General features: G+C 68.3%; 20 protein-coding genes. 13 read left to right on the top strand and 7 right to left on the bottom strand.

Annotated elements, in window-relative coordinates:
- Positions 1–5: 5 nt before the first annotated feature.
- The 8 genes from NJ1_RS10800 to NJ1_RS10765 are packed head-to-tail and all read left to right on the top strand — an operon-like array spanning position 6 to position 8,236.
- A complete protein-coding gene (locus tag NJ1_RS10800) occupies positions 6–1,313 on the top strand; it encodes a glycosyltransferase (RefSeq protein ID WP_067691231.1) in 1,308 nt (435 codons plus the stop codon).
- Positions 1,310–2,416, top strand: coding sequence for a polyprenyl synthetase family protein (locus tag NJ1_RS10795; RefSeq protein ID WP_067691228.1), 1,107 nt, complete (start codon positions 1,310–1,312; stop codon positions 2,414–2,416). The genes NJ1_RS10800 and NJ1_RS10795 overlap by 4 nt, the downstream gene beginning before the upstream one ends.
- A gap of 14 nt (positions 2,417–2,430) precedes the next feature.
- A complete protein-coding gene (gene crtI / locus NJ1_RS10790) occupies positions 2,431–3,957 on the top strand; it encodes a phytoene desaturase family protein (RefSeq protein ID WP_067691223.1) in 1,527 nt (508 codons plus the stop codon).
- Positions 3,954–4,952, top strand: coding sequence for a phytoene/squalene synthase family protein (locus NJ1_RS10785; RefSeq protein ID WP_067691220.1), 999 nt, complete (start codon positions 3,954–3,956; stop codon positions 4,950–4,952). Before crtI ends, NJ1_RS10785 begins: the two co-directional genes overlap by 4 nt.
- Positions 4,953–4,960: 8 nt before the next feature.
- Positions 4,961–5,311, top strand: coding sequence for a lycopene cyclase domain-containing protein (locus NJ1_RS10780; RefSeq protein ID WP_067691217.1), 351 nt, complete (start codon positions 4,961–4,963; stop codon positions 5,309–5,311).
- Positions 5,308–5,640 carry a lycopene cyclase domain-containing protein gene (locus tag NJ1_RS10775; protein ID WP_067691214.1) on the top strand — a complete coding sequence of 111 codons (333 nt, stop codon included), beginning with the start codon at positions 5,308–5,310 and terminating at the stop codon, positions 5,638–5,640. Before NJ1_RS10780 ends, NJ1_RS10775 begins: the two co-directional genes overlap by 4 nt.
- Positions 5,637–7,226 carry an FAD-dependent oxidoreductase gene (locus tag NJ1_RS10770; protein WP_067691211.1) on the top strand — a complete coding sequence of 530 codons (1,590 nt, stop codon included), beginning with the start codon at positions 5,637–5,639 and terminating at the stop codon, positions 7,224–7,226. The genes NJ1_RS10775 and NJ1_RS10770 overlap by 4 nt, the downstream gene beginning before the upstream one ends.
- Positions 7,223–8,236: a DUF5914 domain-containing protein gene (locus NJ1_RS10765; protein WP_067691208.1), complete on the top strand. Its 1,014-nt coding sequence runs from the start codon at positions 7,223–7,225 to the stop codon at positions 8,234–8,236. The genes NJ1_RS10770 and NJ1_RS10765 overlap by 4 nt, the downstream gene beginning before the upstream one ends.
- A gap of 50 nt (positions 8,237–8,286) precedes the next feature.
- On the opposite strand, the gene NJ1_RS10760 is transcribed toward NJ1_RS10765, so the two are convergent.
- Complete coding sequence (locus tag NJ1_RS10760) at positions 8,287–8,781, bottom strand: DUF6764 family protein (protein ID WP_067691206.1); 495 nt, start codon at positions 8,779–8,781, stop codon at positions 8,287–8,289.
- A 398-nt stretch (positions 8,782–9,179) separates the two neighbouring features.
- On the opposite strand from NJ1_RS10760, the gene NJ1_RS10755 reads away from it, so the two are divergent.
- Positions 9,180–10,028: a MerR family transcriptional regulator gene (locus NJ1_RS10755; protein WP_067691203.1), complete on the top strand. Its 849-nt coding sequence runs from the start codon at positions 9,180–9,182 to the stop codon at positions 10,026–10,028.
- Positions 10,029–10,363: 335 nt separating this feature from the next.
- On the top strand, positions 10,364–11,140 hold the full coding sequence (locus tag NJ1_RS10750; protein WP_084477967.1) for an ATP-binding protein: 777 nt from the start codon (positions 10,364–10,366) through the stop codon (positions 11,138–11,140).
- Between the two features lie 3 nt (positions 11,141–11,143).
- Here the strand turns inward: NJ1_RS10750 and NJ1_RS10745 are convergent, their stop codons facing one another.
- On the bottom strand, positions 11,144–11,326 hold the full coding sequence (locus NJ1_RS10745) for a hypothetical protein (RefSeq protein ID WP_067691200.1): 183 nt from the start codon (positions 11,324–11,326) through the stop codon (positions 11,144–11,146).
- Between the two features lie 618 nt (positions 11,327–11,944).
- On the opposite strand from NJ1_RS10745, the gene NJ1_RS38925 reads away from it, so the two are divergent.
- Positions 11,945–12,121, top strand: a complete 177-nt coding sequence (locus NJ1_RS38925; protein WP_157573892.1) for a hypothetical protein — start codon at positions 11,945–11,947, stop codon at positions 12,119–12,121.
- Positions 12,122–12,240: 119 nt separating this feature from the next.
- Positions 12,241–12,735 carry a hypothetical protein gene (locus NJ1_RS10740; RefSeq protein WP_157573891.1) on the top strand — a complete coding sequence of 165 codons (495 nt, stop codon included), beginning with the start codon at positions 12,241–12,243 and terminating at the stop codon, positions 12,733–12,735.
- 12 nt (positions 12,736–12,747) lie between these two features.
- On the opposite strand, the gene NJ1_RS10735 is transcribed toward NJ1_RS10740, so the two are convergent.
- On the bottom strand, positions 12,748–13,029 hold the full coding sequence (locus tag NJ1_RS10735) for a BON domain-containing protein (protein ID WP_169813127.1): 282 nt from the start codon (positions 13,027–13,029) through the stop codon (positions 12,748–12,750).
- A gap of 199 nt (positions 13,030–13,228) precedes the next feature.
- Positions 13,229–13,420 carry a hypothetical protein gene (locus NJ1_RS10730; protein WP_067691190.1) on the bottom strand — a complete coding sequence of 64 codons (192 nt, stop codon included), beginning with the start codon at positions 13,418–13,420 and terminating at the stop codon, positions 13,229–13,231.
- A 405-nt stretch (positions 13,421–13,825) separates the two neighbouring features.
- Here NJ1_RS10730 and NJ1_RS38920 point away from each other — a divergent pair, with 405 nt between their 5' ends.
- Entirely contained in the window at positions 13,826–13,975 is a 150-nt protein-coding gene (locus tag NJ1_RS38920; RefSeq protein ID WP_157573890.1) for a hypothetical protein, read from the top strand.
- Positions 13,976–14,224: 249 nt separating this feature from the next.
- On the opposite strand, the gene NJ1_RS38915 is transcribed toward NJ1_RS38920, so the two are convergent.
- From NJ1_RS38915 to NJ1_RS10720, 3 genes are all read right to left on the bottom strand, one after another.
- The gene (locus NJ1_RS38915; RefSeq protein ID WP_157573889.1) at positions 14,225–14,386 is read right to left on the bottom strand and encodes a hypothetical protein; all 162 of its coding nucleotides are present in this window, start codon (positions 14,384–14,386) and stop codon (positions 14,225–14,227) included.
- 172 nt (positions 14,387–14,558) lie between these two features.
- Entirely contained in the window at positions 14,559–15,770 is a 1,212-nt protein-coding gene (locus NJ1_RS10725) for a TetR/AcrR family transcriptional regulator (protein ID WP_067691188.1), read from the bottom strand.
- 19 nt (positions 15,771–15,789) lie between these two features.
- A complete protein-coding gene (locus NJ1_RS10720; RefSeq protein ID WP_067691186.1) occupies positions 15,790–16,494 on the bottom strand; it encodes an Rv1363c family protein in 705 nt (234 codons plus the stop codon).
- Between the last annotated feature and the right edge of the window lie 10 nt (positions 16,495–16,504).

Raw genomic sequence — 16,504 nt, 5'->3', positions numbered from 1 at the left:
TGCGCATGGCTCGATATCTCGTCGCGGCGAGCCCGATCCCGGGGCATGTCGCGCCGATGCTCGCCGTCGCGACGGAACTCGTGCGCCGCGGACATCAGGTGCGTTTCCTGACCGCATCGAGTTTCCTCGATGCCGCTGCGGCACAGGGCATTTCCTGCGCCAGTCTGGACGCCGACGCGACGGTCGCCGCAGCCCGGCCACCGAACGGCGGGTTCGGGGGGCTGGCACGCCGATGGCGACACGGCCGAGCGGAGCTGCGCTCGGGCTTCCTCGATCCGATCGTCGGGCAATTCCGGGCTCTCACCACCGAGTTGGCCCGCGCGGATTTCGACGCGGTCCTGGTCGATGTCATGTTCACCGGTGCGATCCCGCTGCTGCTGGCGGCGCGTTCGCGCCCCGCCGTGGTGGCCTGCGGCGTTGTTCCCTTGATGCTCTCGAGCGCCCACACTCCGCCGTTCGGTATGGGCTGGCAGCCGCAGGCGGGTCGTGACTACACCCCGATGAATCGATTCGTGAAGAAGGTGCTGTTCCGAGGAGATCAGCGCCGGCTCGATGCGATTCTCGCCGAACTCGGTACGGGGCCGGCGCCGAGCTACCTGCTCGACTGGCCACTGCTCGCGGACCGGCTGCTGCAGTTCACCGTCCCGGGTTTCGAATACCCGCGCGCGGACCTGCCGCGCTCGGTGATTTTCACGGGACCACCGGCGCCCACCGAGTCCGCGGACGTGCGACTGCCGACCTGGTGGAGCGAACTGTCCACCGCGAAAACCGTCGTTCACGTGACGCAGGGGACCTGGAACAACAGTGACCTCGACGAGCTGATTCGTCCCACACTCACGGCCCTGCGCGACCGAGCGGACATCCTCGTCGTGGCGTCCACGGGCGGTTCTCGGAGTCCGGCAGGACAGATTCCCGCCAATGCCCGCATCGCCGATTTCGTCCCCTATGAGCACCTGCTCCCGCGGGTGGACGTGATGATCACCAATGGCGGCTACGGCGGTGTGCAACATGCTCTGCGTCACGGAGTGCCCTTGATCGTCGCAGGGGAGGCCGCCGACAAGCCGGAGGTCGCCGCGCGGGTCGCCTACACGGGCGCGGGCATCGATCTGGGCACCGCACGCCCGTCGCCCGCGATGATCGAGACCGCCGTCGACCGAGTGCTCCAGGGCGGTGAATACCGTTTCGCGGCAGCACGATTGAGTCGAGAGATAGCGAAAAATTCGCCCTACGACACCATTTCGCGTGCTCTTGGTGAGGTGGCGGCGGATCGATCCGGGCCGACGGTCTCCACGCGACAGGGGTTCGGACTATGAGCACGCTGTCGTTCGATCCCGCCCGCGCGTCCCTGGATCCGTCGCTGCCGGACCTTTCCGGCGGGTTCCCACGCTGGCACGCGGACACCCGCTCTCGGGTCCTCGAGGAACTCACCGACTTCCTGCACCGGGTGCGAGTCAAGGAACTCTCCGCCCTCGGTGTGGACGAGGTGCTCACCCAGTACGCCGTCGGCGGAAAGTGCGTGCGCTCGACCTTCATGTACCTGGGTTGGCTGTGTGCCGAAAGGCCGGACGCTGCCGCGCTGCGAGCCTCGGCCAGCTTGGAATTGCTGCATGCGTTCGCGCTGCTTCAGGACGACGTCATGGATGACGCGGTCCTGCGCCGCGGGGCCGACGCCGCCCATGTGCGGCTGAACGACCGGCAGCCCGGACCGGCCGGTGCGGTACCGGGTTTCGGAACCTCGGCGGCGACGCTGCTGGGTGACATGTGCCTGGTGTGGGCCGAACAGATGCTGCGTGAGAGCGGCGTCGGCGCCGACGCGCTCGCGCGATTGTGGCCGCGATACGACGCGATGCGTATCGAGCTGGCGGTGGGCCAGTTCGCGGATCTGGCCAACGATGTACGCGAACGCCCGACCTTGGACGCCGTGGTGAGCATCGCGCGCGCCAAATCGGGCAACTACACGGTGCGCCGGCCCCTGGAGCTGGGTGCGGCACTCGCCGGTGCGAGCGCGTCGACGCTGAACGCCCTGGGCCACTACGGGATCGGAATCGGTGAGGCATTCCAGCTCCGTGACGATCTGCTCGGGATCTTCGGCGCGGACTCGGTGACCGGAAAGCCGCAGGACAGCGATCTGGGGCAGCACAAAGCCACCAGCGTGGTGACCGCGGCGCTGGAGATGACGCGGGCGAGCGCGCATCGGGAGCTCTCGGACCTGGTGAACCTGCCACATCTCGACGTAACCGCGATCGAGCGCTGCCGGAGGTTGATCGCGGACTCGGGTGCACCCGGGCGCATCGAGGAAATGATCACCGAGCGGGTTCGCGATGCGCTGGCGGCGATCGGCGACTGCGAGATCGGCGAGAACCCTCGCGCGGCAATGGAACACATGGCGCTGCTGTGCACCGCACGGCAGTTGTGACGAGAGGGAAATCGATGCGCACGGTCGAAGGACACAGTGACCATGTCGTGGTGGTCGGAGCCGGACTCGCGGGTCTGTCCACCGCGACGCACCTGGCCGGCCGGGGCCGATCGGTGACGGTGCTCGAGCGAGAGCCGGTACCCGGGGGCCGGATGGGACGACTCGACCTGGGCGGGTACCGCATCGATACGGGCCCGACGGTCCTGACGATGCCGGGGCTCCTCGAGGAGGTCTTCGCCGCGGTAGGGGAGCGGATGACCGATCGTCTGGATCTCGTGCCGGTCGACCCCGCCTACCGGGCGCGGTTCGCGGACGGGCGCACGCTGGACGTGCACAGTGACGAAGAACGGATGGCGCGCTCGATCACCGATTTCGCGGGCGTCGAGCAGGCGGTGGGCTATCGCAGGCTGCGCGAGTGGCTGGCGCGGCTGTTCGAGACGGAGTTCGATCGGTTCGTCGCCGCGAACTTCGACTCCCCGCTGTCGATGTCGTTGCCGGCGCTGGCCGGACTCACGGCGCTGGGCGGGTTCCGGCGCTGGGATCGCAAAGTCGGTGAATTCATCACCGACCCGTTGCTGCGCCGGGTGTTCACCTTTCAATCGCTGTACGCCGGTGTCGCACCCGACCGGGCGCTGGCGGCCTATGCGGTGATCGCCCACATGGACACCATGTCCGGCGTCTATTTTCCGCGCGGCGGGATGCGCGCGGTGCCCGACGCACTCGCGGCGGCCGCCGAGGCCGCGGGCGTGGACTTTCGATACGACTGCGCGGTGACCGAGCTCGAGCGCTCGGCGGGGCGTGTGGTCGCGGTGCACACCGCGCGCGGGGAGCGAATCGCTTGTGACGCGGTGGTGTTGACGACCGAGCGGCATCGCGCCTACGAGCTGCTCGGTCACCGTTCTCGCCGACCGCTCGCGGTGCGGCCGGCGCCGTCGGCGGTGGTGCTGCACGTCGCGTGCGAGCGGGATGCGCGAATTCCGCATCACAGTCTGCTGTTCGGGGAGGCCTGGCACACCGCGTTCGCCGAGATCATCGAGCAGGGACGGGTGATGTCCGACCCGTCACTGCTGGTCACGCGTGCCACGGCGGGGGATCCGGGCTTGGCCCCCGCGGGCCGGGATCTGCTGTATGTGCTCGCACCGGTGCCCAACCTCGAACGGGGTGAGATCGATTGGGACCGTACGGGTTCCGAGTACGCGGGCGAGATTCTCGAACTCGCGCGCCGACGCCTCGGCGCGGAACTCAGGGATGCGGAGGTACTTCGGGTGATCACGCCCGCGGACTGGGCTCGTCAGGACATGCTGGCGGGCAGCCCGTTCGCGCTGGCGCACACCTTCGCTCAGACCGGTCCTTTCCGGCCCGCCAATATGATTCGCGGGATCGGGAACGCTGTCCTCGCCGGCGGATCGACCGTTCCCGGGGTGGGAATCCCGCCGGTCCTGCTCTCCGGACGACTGGCCGCGGACCGCGTCACCGGGCGACAACGCCCGAACACCGGAACCCCCACCTCCGGTGACATCGCGGTTCGGATGCGCAAATGACGCGCGCCGAGCTCGACGCGGCGGGCATCACCGACCCGGACCTGCGCGAGTCGTACCGGCGCTGTCGCGAGCTCAACGCCGCGCACGGCAAGACCTTCTTCCTGGCGACTCGGCTGCTGGCACCGGATCAGCGCCCCGCGGTGCACGCGCTGTACGGATTCGCCCGCCGTGCGGACGACATTCTGGACGAGGTCGACCCCGCGCTGACCGGCGCCGAACGAGCGTCCCGATTACGGACCCTCGCCGGGCAATTCGGCTCCGCCGACTCCGGTGGGGATCCGGTGCTGGCGGCCGTGCTGCACACGGCGCGCGCCTACCGGATTCCCGGGGATCTGTTCGATGCCTTCCTGACATCGATGCGGATGGACCTGTCGGTCACCGACTATCCCGACCGCGCGGCGCTGGACCATTATGTCTACGGCTCCGCGGAGGTGATCGGCCTGCAACTGCTGCCGATTCTGGGCACCACCGGGCCGGTGGCCGACGCCGCGCCCTACGCGGCAGCGCTCGGAAAAGCCTTCCAGCTCACCAACTTCCTGCGTGATGTGGACGAGGATCTCGCTCGCGGTCGCGTGTACCTGCCCGCCGATGAACTCGCCGCGCACGGGGTCGACCGGGACCGGCTGCTGTGGTGTCGGAGCCGGGGCCGTGTCGATACCCGCGTGCGGAGCGCACTGGCGGAGCAGCTTCGCATCACCCGGGAGATCTACGCGTACGCGCGTGCGGGGACCGCACTGCTCGCGCCCCGCTCACGGCCGTGCGTCGATACCGCCGCGGTGCTGTACGGCGAGATTCTCGACCGCATCGAGGACAATGATCTCGAGGTGTTCGGTCGCCGGGCCACCGTGGGCACCGGGCGCCGAATCCGGGTCGGGGCACTGGGTTTCGCGCGGGCGTGGCGAGCCAGGCGGATCGCGGGCTCCCAGCCACCGGCCCCGGTGAGCGAAGTCCCGCACGCGTCGTGGGAGACGGCCGATCCGCGTGAGCACAGGTGAGGCAGGACATGGATCATTGGCATTATCTGCTGGCATTGTCGGCGTGCGTCCTGGTGACCGCGCCGCTCGAGTTCCTCGGTCCGGGTGTGTATCGGCGCCCGCGCCTGCTCCTGGGCGCGTTGTGGCCCGCGGCGGCGTTGTTCGTGGTGTGGGATCTGGTCGCGATCGCCGCGGGGGTGTGGGGCTTCGATCCGCGTTTCACCCTCGGGGTGCTGCTGCCCGGTGCGATGCCGCTCGAGGAACTGCTGTTCTTTCTCGTCGTGCCGGTGTGCGGGCTGCTCACCTTCGTCGCGGTCGAGAACCTGCTCGAGCTCGGCAGGCGCCGCATCGCCGGTACCGAACGGGCGGCGCCGCAATGAATCTCACCGGCATCGGGTACACGCTGCCCGCGATCGTCGCGGTCGTGCTGGTGTGCCTGATCGAATCGAAGGTGCTGCACACCGGGCTGTTTCACCGCCCGGCCTACTGGATCACGATGGTGATCGTGTTCGGGTTCCAGATCCTGGTCGACGGCTGGCTCACCGCGGGCCCCACGCCCATCGTGGTGTACAGCCCGAAACACATTCTCGGGCTGCGCTTTCCGTGGGACATTCCGGTGGAGGACTACTTGTTCGGATTTGCGCTGGTCACGGCGGTACTGCTGGGCTGGGAGCGTACCCGGCAACGACAGATCGGTGCTCGACGATGACCGCGCAGCACGAGGGTTACGGACGCGATCGACACCGGGTGCGCTATCCGGCGGCCCCCGGGCATCGTGACCTGTCCCGCGTGGGAACCGCGCCGCGCGTGGCTGTCGTCGGCGCGGGCATCGCGGGCCTGGCCGCCGCGACCGGTTTGGCCGAGCGAGGGTGCGATGTGGAGGTGCTCGAGCGCGAGCGCTATCTGGGTGGTCGTGTCGGCGCCTGGAACGAACAGCTGGCCGACGGGACCGACGTCGCGATGAATCGGGGGTTCCACGCCTTCTTCGCGCAGTACTACAACCTGCGAAAGTTGCTGGGGCGCACCGACCCCGACCTGAGCAGGCTGCGCAGACTCGAGGACTATCCGCTGGTCGATGCGCACGGGCGCCGAGATACCTTTCGCGGTCTGCCGCGCACCCCACCCTGGAACGCGCTGGCGTTCGCGCTGCGCAGCCCCACCTTCCGCATGCGCGATCTGATCCGGATGGATCCGCGCGCGGCCGCTCCGCTGGCGGCGGTGTCGGTGCCGGGAATCTACGAGCAGCTCGATCATCTCGATGCCGATACGTTCCTGCGCGAGATCAACTTTCCCGAGTCAGCCCGGCACCTGGCGTTCGAGGTGTTCTCCCGCAGCTTCTTCATCGAGCCCCGCCGCATGTCCGCCGCCGAGCTGGCGGCGATGTTCCACATCTACTTCCTCGGATCCAGCGAGGGCCTCGTCTTCGATGTGGCCCGGGACAATTTCGACGTCAGTCTCTGGCGGCCGCTCGAGGAGTATCTGAGCGCGCCACCCACACCGCAACGGCCCGGCACCGTCCGGTTCGGCAAGGGCGTGTGCGTCGAGCGCATCGACACCGACGGCGACGGATTTCGGCTGACGACCGACACCGGGGCGAGCACGAGCGTGGACGCGGTGGTGCTGGCACTCGATGTGGGCGGGCTACGCCGCCTGGTCGAGTCGTCCCCGGCCCTCGGCGATGCCCAGTGGCGCGCGCGGGTGGCGGCCTCGGAGATCGCTCCGGCGTTCGCGGTGCAGCGGCTGTGGCTGGACCGGCCGGTGCGTGCGGACCGCACGTGTTTCCTGGCCACCGGTGGTCTGGATCCGCTCGACAACATCAGCGTGGTCGATCGATACGAGCACCAGGCCGCGGAATGGGCCGGTGCCACCGGCGGCAGTGTCGTGGAACTGCACGCGTACGCGGCGGCCGACACAGTTCCGCCACCGGCGGAACGTGCGGCACTGCGCGAGCGGCTGCTGGCGCGGCTGCACGCGATGTACCCCGAGACCGCCGAGGCGACCATCGTCGGGGAGTCGATGCTGTGGCGTCAGGACTGCCCACGCTTCTCACCGGGGGATTTCGCCACCCGCCCCGGCGTGGTGACGCCGCACCCGCGCCTGGCTCTGGCCGGCGACGGCATTCGCGTCGATCTGCCGGTGGCATTGATGGAGCGGGCGGCGACCACCGGCTGGATGGCCGCCAACACGCTGCTGCGCGGGTGGGACGCGGCCGGTCACACCCTGCACTCGGTTCCCGCGCAGGGACGCTCGCGGCTCCTGCGCACCCTCGCGACGCGCGAAAGGCACACCCGATGAGCATTCGCCTCGAACTGGTGAACTGGCCGGAAAAGTCTCCGCTACAACGCTTCACGCCCGAGAAGTGGTCGCGTCAGCAACCCACCTATCGGGATGCGGACCCCGGTCTGATCGCTGCGGCCCTGCGCTGGTCCCAGCAGCGCCCCTCGGGCAACTGGTACGTGGTCGCGGCCAGCGACGCGATCGGCCGCGGCCGCCCGTACGGTGCGAAAGTCGCGGGCAGGGAAATCGTGCTCTGGCGCGACGAGGCGGGCACCCTGCACGCCGGGCCCGGCGCCTGCCCTCATCTGGGCGCGCCGCTGGCGACCGCGCAGGTCGAGAACAACGCGTTGATCTGCCGCTGGCACGGAATGCGGGTCGGACCCGAGGACAACGCGTCACGATGGTGCCCCTACCCGAGCCACGACGACGGAGTGCTGGCCTGGGTGCGAGTGGACTCGGCCGGCGCGGAAACGCCCACCGATGCTCCGATTCTGGGTGAACGACCCGCGGATACGACCGTGCACGCGGTCACCCGGCTGATCGGGGTGTGCGAACCCCGCGACATCATCGCCAATCGGCTCGATCCCTGGCACGGGTCCTGGTTCCACCCCTACTCCTTCGCCCGTTTGGAGGTGACCCGGACGCCTCCGAAAGCGGACATCACCGAGGAGAATCACCGGTTCGAACTGGACGTGACCTTCCGGGTGACCCGAAGCCTGGGAGTTCCGGTGCGGGCGGAGTTCAGCTGCCCGGATCCCCGCACCATCGTGATGCGCATAGTCGAGGGAGAGGGAGCGGGCAGCGTGGTCGAAACCCACGCCACCCCACTGGGTCCGGGCCCGGACGGCCGGGCGCGGACGGCGGTGGTGGAGACCACCATCGCGACCTCCGCGCGTCCCGGATTCCGGCATGCGCGGCGGGCGCTGCCGCTGGTGCGTCCCATGATGAACCGTGCGGCGACTCGGTTGTGGCGCGATGATCTGGCTTATGCCGAACGCCGGTATCTGTTGCGCACCCACCAGAGCTAGAACCGGTCGTGGCCTCGCACGCGCGAGGCCACGACCGGTCGCCGCACAACTCAGCGAAGCGACAGACAACCCTGCAGGGTCTGGAAGTCGCCGGCGAATCCGAACCCGCCGCTGCAGGTGGGCGTGGTGTCACCGGTGATGATCACGTTCGCACCCGGACCGGCGATGCCGATCGACAAGCCCGGGCGCACCCCGGCCGCGGATACGGTCGCGCCCGGTCCGATCGCGATCGCCGCGGGGCCGGAGAGGGTGGACGCCTCGGAGGTGGCTCTACCGCCGCCCTGGGCGATGGCCAGCGACAGGCTGGTCGGGCCCGCTTCGGCTGCCGCGTTGCCGTCGAGTCCGTAGGCGGCTGCCGCACCGCCGGTGCTGGTGGCCGAGCATTGCGCGCCCTCGAGTGCCACCGATGTCGCCGAGGTGCCGGGTGCGGGGCATGCGGTGCTCTCGGCTGCGGCCTGGGGCGAACTCAGGCACAGGGCGAACACGATGGGAGCGGTCCCGAGCAGGGCGGCTCCGCTGCGACGAGTGAGAGTTGAGACGTTCATAGCATTCTCCTACGAGTGATCCTCCCGGGTGGCGGACCGTAGCGTCCGCGCCTCGGCGGACCACGAGAGTTGTTCGTTACCAGGCGATTTCGCCTGCTGTGTGGTGAATGTGCGCACTGTTCGAGTGCCGTGGTGGTCTCCACCTTAGTCAGAATACGATGCAAAAACGATGCAAAGTCCGTACTTCTTTTCGATCGCGCCGTTCCGGCGCACACGGTCGAGGGCGACGAGCATCCCGGTCGGCCCCGGTCGGCTGGACCATCGCCGGGTTCGGCGAGATCCATCGAGGCCGATGAGCGGCTTCTATGCCACCGCTTACCGGTGCGTACCGGGAGAGTTAATCTGACGGGAGCGTGCCGGCCTCGTCAGGCGGCGCAGCCTGGGGAAGGAGAGCGGTCGTGACCGGCGTCCACGAGCAGGAGGCCTACCCGGTCCGGGTGGTAGCCGAAGAACTCGGCATGCCGGTCGCGACGCTGCGAAGCTGGAGCCAGCGGTACGGGATCGGCCCGCAGCGCCATCGGTCCGGTCGGCACCGGCTGTACTCGCGCGCGGACATCGACGTCGCGGCGCGAATGCTCGCGCTCGTGCGCGCGGGCGCCAGCCCGGCGAGCGCTGCCCGCGCGGTCAATCCCGTGTCGGTGGTGCCGGAGCCCGGGCACGGCATCGACGCGCTGCTGGATGCGGCGTTCCATCTGGATTCACCGCGCGTGCTGGATCTGCTCGAATCGCAACTGCGCCGACATGGGGTGGTCGACACCTGGGACGGGCTGTGCCGTCCGGCATTCGCGCAGATCGTCACCCGGCAGGGGCAGGGTGAGGCATGCACCGATGTCGAGCACCTGCTGTCCTGGGCGGTGATCAACGCACTGCATCGCATCACCCCCGCGCCGGATCGCGTGGCGCGCGGTGCGGTCATCCTTGCCTGCGCGCCCGGCGAATTCCACACTCTGCCAATAGAAATACTCCGTGCCGCGCTGGCGGAAAAGGGTGTGCACGCCGATATGCTCGGCGCCTCCCTCCCCGCGGCGGCGCTGCGTGCGGCGCTCGAGCGCCGCAGCCGTCGCAGTACGGCGGTGGTGTGGGCGCAGAGTCCCGAGACCGCCGATCCCGGGCTTCTCGCGGTGGTGGGCGCCGAGTCGGTTCGCCCGGCCGGACCGGGGTGGAGCGATGCGGGCCTGCCGTCCGGAACCCGCGTGCTTCGAACCCTCCCGGACGCGCTGTCCGAACTGCGCTCACCCGGGCCGTGACCTGGGCGCCCGCTGTCCTCGGGCGGTTGACCGCAGGGCGGTCGCCGGCCGGATCACCGCAGGCTCCGCTCAGGTCCGAGCAGGCTTGCGCGAGACCGTGAGCGGTGCCGGATTCCCGCCCGGTTGTGAACGGGGTTTCATCTCGTCGAACCGGGTAGTCGCCGATGACAGAGGGAAGCTCTGGGGTTACACGAGCGCCGCGATCCTCGTTGCGTGGGTCCGGTCACCGAGGCGTCGGTGGCCGACCGAGAGGCGGCCGGACCTGCCGCTGATTCGGGGCCGTCGTTTCAGGCAGCTTCCGACGCGGCTGTACGAGTCGAATCAGGTGATCGAAGGTGCAGGCACACAAGAAGTTTCAGTGGACGGTGACCGAGGTGGACGGTTGCTATGCCGTATGCCCCGAGGGGGATTTGACTCCGATGAACTATCGCGACTTCACCGACACCCTGGTGAAGTACGCGGTGGATGAGCCGGATGCGTTGATCGTGGTCCTGGACGAGCTGCGGGTGCAGGACCGGCCTCTCTATGGCGCGTTCACCAGCGCCTGGATGCGAGTGCGGGAGTGGCCCGGGGTCCCGATCGTGCTGGTGGTCGCCGAGCCGACACGGCGAGCGCGGTTGCGTGCGAGCGCGATACGACGGTCGATCCCCGTATACGAGAGCGTGGGCGAGGCGGTGCGCGAACTCGCGGCCGGACCCGCTCGGCGCCGCGCCGTGCTGGATCTGGCGCCGATAGACAGTTGTGCTCGGTACGCCCGGCGTTTCGTGGAAGCGACCTGCGTGCGCTGGAACATCCTGGAAGTCCGCGTCTACGCCCTGCTGATCATCACGGAACTCATGGAGAACACGCACGTGCACAGCCGAGCGGACGGTGATGTACAGGTGCGTCTGGAACTGCGAAACGGCCTGTTCAGCATGGCGGTCGGCGACGGAGATCCGCGCGAAGCGGTGCTGCGTGAGCCCGGCGCCGACGGCTCCATCCACGACGGCCTGCACGTGGTGTCGCGACTGGCGCGGACCTGGGGGTGTGCGCCGCAGTGGCCGATGGGCAAGGTGGTGTGGGCGGTGCTGGCCATCGACCGGTGCGAAGCTCCGGTCGTCGGCCGAGGTTGATCGTCAGGCCGAAGCGGGCGGCGCGGTCGGGTACATGATCGCGTCCCACCAGGACTCGAGGCGGCTGGGCTCCGGCCAGCGCACCACGGGTCCATCGTCCTCGGACGTGCTCGTGATGGTCGGCGCGGTGCGAGCGGTGGTGCGGGTGCGGACGACGGGTGTGATGCCGCGCTGATCTGAAGTCACTGAAGATCTCCAGTTTCTGCCCGACGCCGGTTCACGGCATGCGGGCTGGGGGTTTCGACTCGCCTCGGCGGTGACGTCGATGTCGAACCGCCCGGATGGCTTCTCTTGTCAGCCCGCGGTTCGCGGGGTGGGACAGGAGCTGAGCCGACCTGCGCCACTCTAGGCGTACAAGATCACCGGCAGGCTACGGTTCGGCCGTTCCGAGTGACAGTTGTCGGTACAGGGACCGACACTGCCTGTTCCGGAGGGTGCGAGTTGGAGCGGGAGGTGAGCAGTGTCACGTGTAGGGGGAGCGGTCCCGGACGCGTCGCGTCTGCGAAACGCCGCGTCCGGGGCCACTGCAGCTCCGGCAGCCATACGACGGCGGCGGCTCGCGATCGGGTCGTGATGCGCCACCGGGGTGCCGGTGCACCGGCACACTGGAACCGGTAATCCGAGTGTGCGGCACCGACCCGGCGCGGTCGAGTCGGGCGGCAGGGTAGGCACGCCAGGACCGACGGTGGCACACACCGTCAGCCCGCATCACGCCCGGGGTGCCCGGGTTGTGAGCCCTCCGGCCCCGGATCGCAGGGCGAACGCTATTATCCTGGGCGACTTAGGATTCGAAGGAGACGGACGATGGCGACGCAGGAACCGGCACAGGAACTGACATTCGGTCAGAAGGCCCAAATGGGAGTGAAGGTGCTCGGGGCGTTCGCACGCAACCCGAAAGCGCTGGTCGCAGTGGTGAAGTACAAGGTCGCGGAGCGCAAGCAGCGCAAGGCCCAGCCCGAGGGCCCCGCTTCGGGGGCGTGAGTCCGTCGGAGGTCGACTCCGAACAGGTCGGGACCGCGTGACGGGTTCCCGCGTGATCACGCGGGGCCTGTGCCTTCCACGTGTTCCGGCCCCCGGCGCGAGGCCTCATCATGGAGGTTGTGATCGCGCACCCACATCTCGCCACCCTGTACTCGTGCACCCTGAATTGTGTTCTGTACGAAAAAGACTCGGGCCCCCAGGAAGCTGCCTCGGAACCGTCGGAGTCGTCTCCGGAGGACCGCACCTGGCGTGAGTACTACGCCCATCACCTGATCACGCAGCTGTCCGCGGATTTCGCGCAGCTCACCGAGTGCGCCGAATGGGCCCGGCAGGAGCACGATCAGGGCGATCTGCCGGTGGAGACGACCGCATCGGAATCGGTGGAGGCCGAGCGGTTCTGGCGGTGCGCGATGGATATCGCGAACACGGCCATCGCGTTCGTCGAGCAGGCCGGCGCGGTGACCGACGACAAGGCACGCCGAGTGCTGCTGGCAGGCAGCCATCACATTCAGATCAGTAACGCCGTCGCCGCGGTTCCCGGTGCTCCGTCGCAGCCCGCGGTCGATTTCGTCGACGAACTGAACCGGGTCGAGCGTGAGGAATCCGGCGACTGATCCGGGCGTAGCTCAGTCGCGGTGAGCGCCTGCCGTCGAGATCAGCGCCGGGTCGATTTTCGTCGCGTGTACCTCGGCCGGCACGGTGTGCGCCGCGGGAGGCAGCACCTGGATCTCGTTGCGAACCCGCAGCGCGGGTAGTGATTCGTGCACGATGCTCTCGGCTCGACGCCGTTGCTGGTCGGTCGATACCCATCCCTCGAGCACGACGACGGCGCCGCGGATATCGACGTCGATGGCCGATCCCGCGGTGCGTTCGTCGCGGGCGAAGGCGCCGCGCAGCGCGGCGATCAAGAAATTGGTGCTCCTGAGCATCGGGAGAGCTCCTTGCCTCGTGCCGGCGGGGTGGGGCCCGGCTCCTCGTCGGTGGGTCGTGCCCACCCGGTGCCGGACGCGCGAACGCGATACCCGGATCGCATCCGGTCAAACCGGGCAGATGTATCCACCCGGTCGAGGTGCCGGTGTCGGTTCGAGGAAGCAAGGAAAGCGGTTGCTACGTGGGCGCGGGTGCCGGTGCGCGCCATGCGGCGACGAACGACACCAGTGCCGCCGCGAGCAGCACCGCCGACATCGACAGCGCTCCCGCCAGGACCGCCGTCACCACGCCGTCGCCACTACCTCCCTGATGCCGGATCCACAGCACTGCGGCCAGGGGCCCGGCGGTGCTGAATACCGGAAACAGCAATAGCAATCCAGCAGTTATCAGAATTTCGCGGGAAAACGGCCCGCTCCCGACCTGTCCCATGTGCGCATCTCCGATCCGTGGAATCGGCGAACCTGCTGCGAATCACGCCCTCGTATCGCAATCGAACCGCGAAAAACGCTTCAGGCGGCGGCTTTACGCCGCACTGTCGAACATCTTATGCGAGCCGCCGGTCAAATTCGGGCATTGGACATCGAATTGATATGGGTGCTTCACAGGTGTGCGACGGCGCCTCCGGCTCGAGGCGAACATTAGCGAGATGATTGCCGAATCCGAGGTGGTTAGCCGGATCACAGTCGCCGATCGGGGCAGAGTTGTTGTGCCGCACGAGTATCGGGGTATAGCGATCGCGATCGAGGCAAGGTGTGTACAGCGGAAGGAATGCTCATGTCGACCACGCAATTCCGCCGGCGCGGCGGTCGCGCCCCGGACTTCGTCGCGCCCTGTTACGGCGATGGACGGTCCGCGCAGCTGATCTGGCTGGTGTGGGTGGCGCTCGTCGCTGCCGCCAGTGTGCTGATGCTGCTGATCCAGTAACCGGCTCCCCGCGGTGCGCGAGCGTGTCGTGGGTGCGCGACCAGCTCGGCACTGGACGAGCCTCGCGCTGCGGCTCCGGGATCGCCGTATCGCGAGGCTCGTATCGGCTTGTTGTCCCAGCCCGCTGTGACGTGCCGACAGCTACCGAGCTTAAGCAGCATGAATACCATTGTCGCTAATTTTCAGCGAACAGTTTTCCGACTGTGACCGACGGTGGCGAACGCGGCAGGGTCGCGTGCTGCCGTCCGATCAGCCGACCGCCTCGACAGGCCCGGTCACGACCGGGAGCTCGGTGGTGGGGTAGTCCAGTCGGCAGTAGAGCTGCGCGCAGAACGCGTCGATACTGCCGTAGCGGGCCAGGACCTGCGCGAGTAGCTGGTGCAGGTTCGCGCTGCTGCGTTGCTCGTTCACCGCGTATCCCTTCCCTGAAGGACCCGTCACGACCACGCCGCGAGCTTCTCCTCCGGCGAACTGTCGTGTGTCGTGCTGTGATAGGGAATCGATATGACCGATCTGTCGAGATGTTCCCCGCCGGAAGTCGCGGGAAACCTCGATTCGGGCACGGGAAATCGCGGGTGCCGTCCTACGTCGTTCGCGGCTGGTGGAACAGGACCGTGCGCATCAGGTAGGCGACATGGGTGGGTGAGCAGTCGGGGTGTCGGGAGCCGAATCGGCGACCCAGATCGACGACCAGGGCGAGCGCGGTGTGCACCAGCAGACGTGCTTCGGCGGGGGAGAGCCTCGGCCTTGCGGCGATCAGGAGCTTGGCCCACTCCTCGACGTTGAGGCGCTGAATGTTTCGCAGTAGCGCTCGTTCACCGGGCTCGACATTGCCGATCTCGGCGTAGTAGACGAAGGTCAGTTCGCGTTCGGCGAAGGAGCCCTCCACGTACAGCTCTATCAGGATGTCCAGGGCTTGTTCCGGGCTGCCGGATCCGGCCACCACGGGGCCGATGGCATCGGAGACCCGTTTGGCCGCGCGGCGGAACGCCGCGGTGAGGATGTCGCTCTTACCGCGGTAGTAGCGGTAGACGGCGGAGGGGGCGGGCAGGCCGGCGGCCTCGGCGATGTCCTCCATGCTCACATTGGGGTAGCCGCGTTCGTGGAAGAGCTCGATCGATCTGTGCAGCAACAGGTCCGGGGTGAAGATCGATACCTCGCCCGCTCGAGGTGGCGCCGCGTCCTCGATCTGCGCGGCCGCCGGTGGGGTGCACCGGGTCACGGCCAGACACGCCGAGGTCAATCGGAGTCGCAGCGTTTTCGCCGGGAGCGGGACGTGGTGGTCGCCGATGCTGCTGATGATGCTGAAGAGCGCTTGCGAGAGCACGACGGTGGTGGATTCGGTCAGGTCGGGCCGCAGCTCGGTGAGCAGTGCCCGCCCGGTGTGGTCCACGACCGCCAGGTCCGCTCCGAGGAGCAGGCGATCCTCCTCGCGGAGGTAGCGGCCCTGCCAGCGCAGCAGGGCCGCGCTGCGCCGGTGGACGATCGAGGCGCCGATGAACGCGTCGGCGATCAGCTGTGCGCGCTCGGCGGCCGGACGCCGCTGATCCTCGACGGACAGTTCCACCACCCGCGCGCACACCGAGCTCAGACGCAGCGTCTCTTCCCGGAAGAGCGCGTACTTGCTCGCATAGTGGCGATAGAGGGCGGCGGAACTGATGTCGAGCTGGGAGGCGATCTCCTCCATGCTGACGCCGTGGTATCCGAGAGTGCTGAAGGCCTCGGCGGACGTGGCGGCGATCATGGCCCGGCGGTTCTTCGGGCGGCGTCGCGTGGCCCGGGGTTCCGTCGTCATGATGACCTGGATCCTCGCGTCACGACTGTGGCGGCTGGACCAGCGGAGAGTTGAGTTTGTTCACCAGCCAGCGATCGCCCGAACGCTGCAACCGCATCACCATCGACAGCTGGCCCGGCGAGGGTTTGCCCTGGGTGCCCAGGCTCGTGATGGTCTGTCCGATGACCACGATGGCCTCGGCGGAGTCCTCGTCACCGCTGCGGATCGCGCACTGCACGTCGTTCGCTTTGGCCACCACCTGCCCCTGAGTCAGGACATCGCGCAAATCCTTGCTGGTGGAATCGAATTGGGTGCGCCAATCGCCCGTCGCGCCCTCCAGGACGGCGCTGAAATAGGCGTCGAGGTTCTTCGCGTCGTAGGTGACGAGCACGGGTGCGTACTTGCAGGCGGCCTCGCGTGCGTCGGCCTGGGCGGCGAGAATGTTCTTGTCGTGCTCGCTGGTTCGGTAGAAGTACACGCTCGAGGCCAGGGAGGCGGCCACCGCGACGCCGGCGGCGACGGCGGCGATGATCCGGCCGGTCCGGCCCAACGGCGGTATCGACAGCGTCCGCAGGCGCGATTTCGGTTCCGGGGCAACCTCTTCCGAGTCTTCGGTCGCCGATTCCTTGTCCAGTGCCACGGCGGTGGTGACCGTCTCGGGCGCATCGTCGGTGACGGTGTCGCCGGACTCGGCGGGACCCTCGGTCCTGCTGCCGTTCTGGTCTTCGAGTTCTTTGTCGCTCATGATGATTCTC

The sequence above is a fragment of the Nocardia jejuensis NBRC 103114 genome, assembly GCF_001613145.1.
GTDB lineage: Bacteria > Actinomycetota > Actinomycetes > Mycobacteriales > Mycobacteriaceae > Nocardia > Nocardia jejuensis.
This window is presented reverse-complemented; position numbering and strand designations above follow the sequence as displayed.

Coding starts and splice junctions, on each gene's coding strand:
- NJ1_RS10770 (WP_067691211.1), top strand. CDS start 5,637: ATGACCGCGCAGCACGAGGGTTACGGACGCGATCGACACCGGGTGCGC.
- NJ1_RS10800 (WP_067691231.1), top strand. CDS start 6: ATGGCTCGATATCTCGTCGCGGCGAGCCCGATCCCGGGGCATGTCGCG.
- NJ1_RS10795 (WP_067691228.1), top strand. CDS start 1,310: ATGAGCACGCTGTCGTTCGATCCCGCCCGCGCGTCCCTGGATCCGTCG.
- NJ1_RS10720 (WP_067691186.1), bottom strand. CDS start 16,494: ATGAGCGACAAAGAACTCGAAGACCAGAACGGCAGCAGGACCGAGGGT.
- NJ1_RS10765 (WP_067691208.1), top strand. CDS start 7,223: ATGAGCATTCGCCTCGAACTGGTGAACTGGCCGGAAAAGTCTCCGCTA.
- NJ1_RS38920 (WP_157573890.1), top strand. CDS start 13,826: ATGTCGACCACGCAATTCCGCCGGCGCGGCGGTCGCGCCCCGGACTTC.
- NJ1_RS10775 (WP_067691214.1), top strand. CDS start 5,308: ATGAATCTCACCGGCATCGGGTACACGCTGCCCGCGATCGTCGCGGTC.
- NJ1_RS10780 (WP_067691217.1), top strand. CDS start 4,961: ATGGATCATTGGCATTATCTGCTGGCATTGTCGGCGTGCGTCCTGGTG.
- crtI (WP_067691223.1), top strand. CDS start 2,431: ATGCGCACGGTCGAAGGACACAGTGACCATGTCGTGGTGGTCGGAGCC.
- NJ1_RS38925 (WP_157573892.1), top strand. CDS start 11,945: ATGGCGACGCAGGAACCGGCACAGGAACTGACATTCGGTCAGAAGGCC.
- NJ1_RS10785 (WP_067691220.1), top strand. CDS start 3,954: ATGACGCGCGCCGAGCTCGACGCGGCGGGCATCACCGACCCGGACCTG.
- NJ1_RS10760 (WP_067691206.1), bottom strand. CDS start 8,781: ATGAACGTCTCAACTCTCACTCGTCGCAGCGGAGCCGCCCTGCTCGGG.
- NJ1_RS10725 (WP_067691188.1), bottom strand. CDS start 15,770: ATGACGACGGAACCCCGGGCCACGCGACGCCGCCCGAAGAACCGCCGG.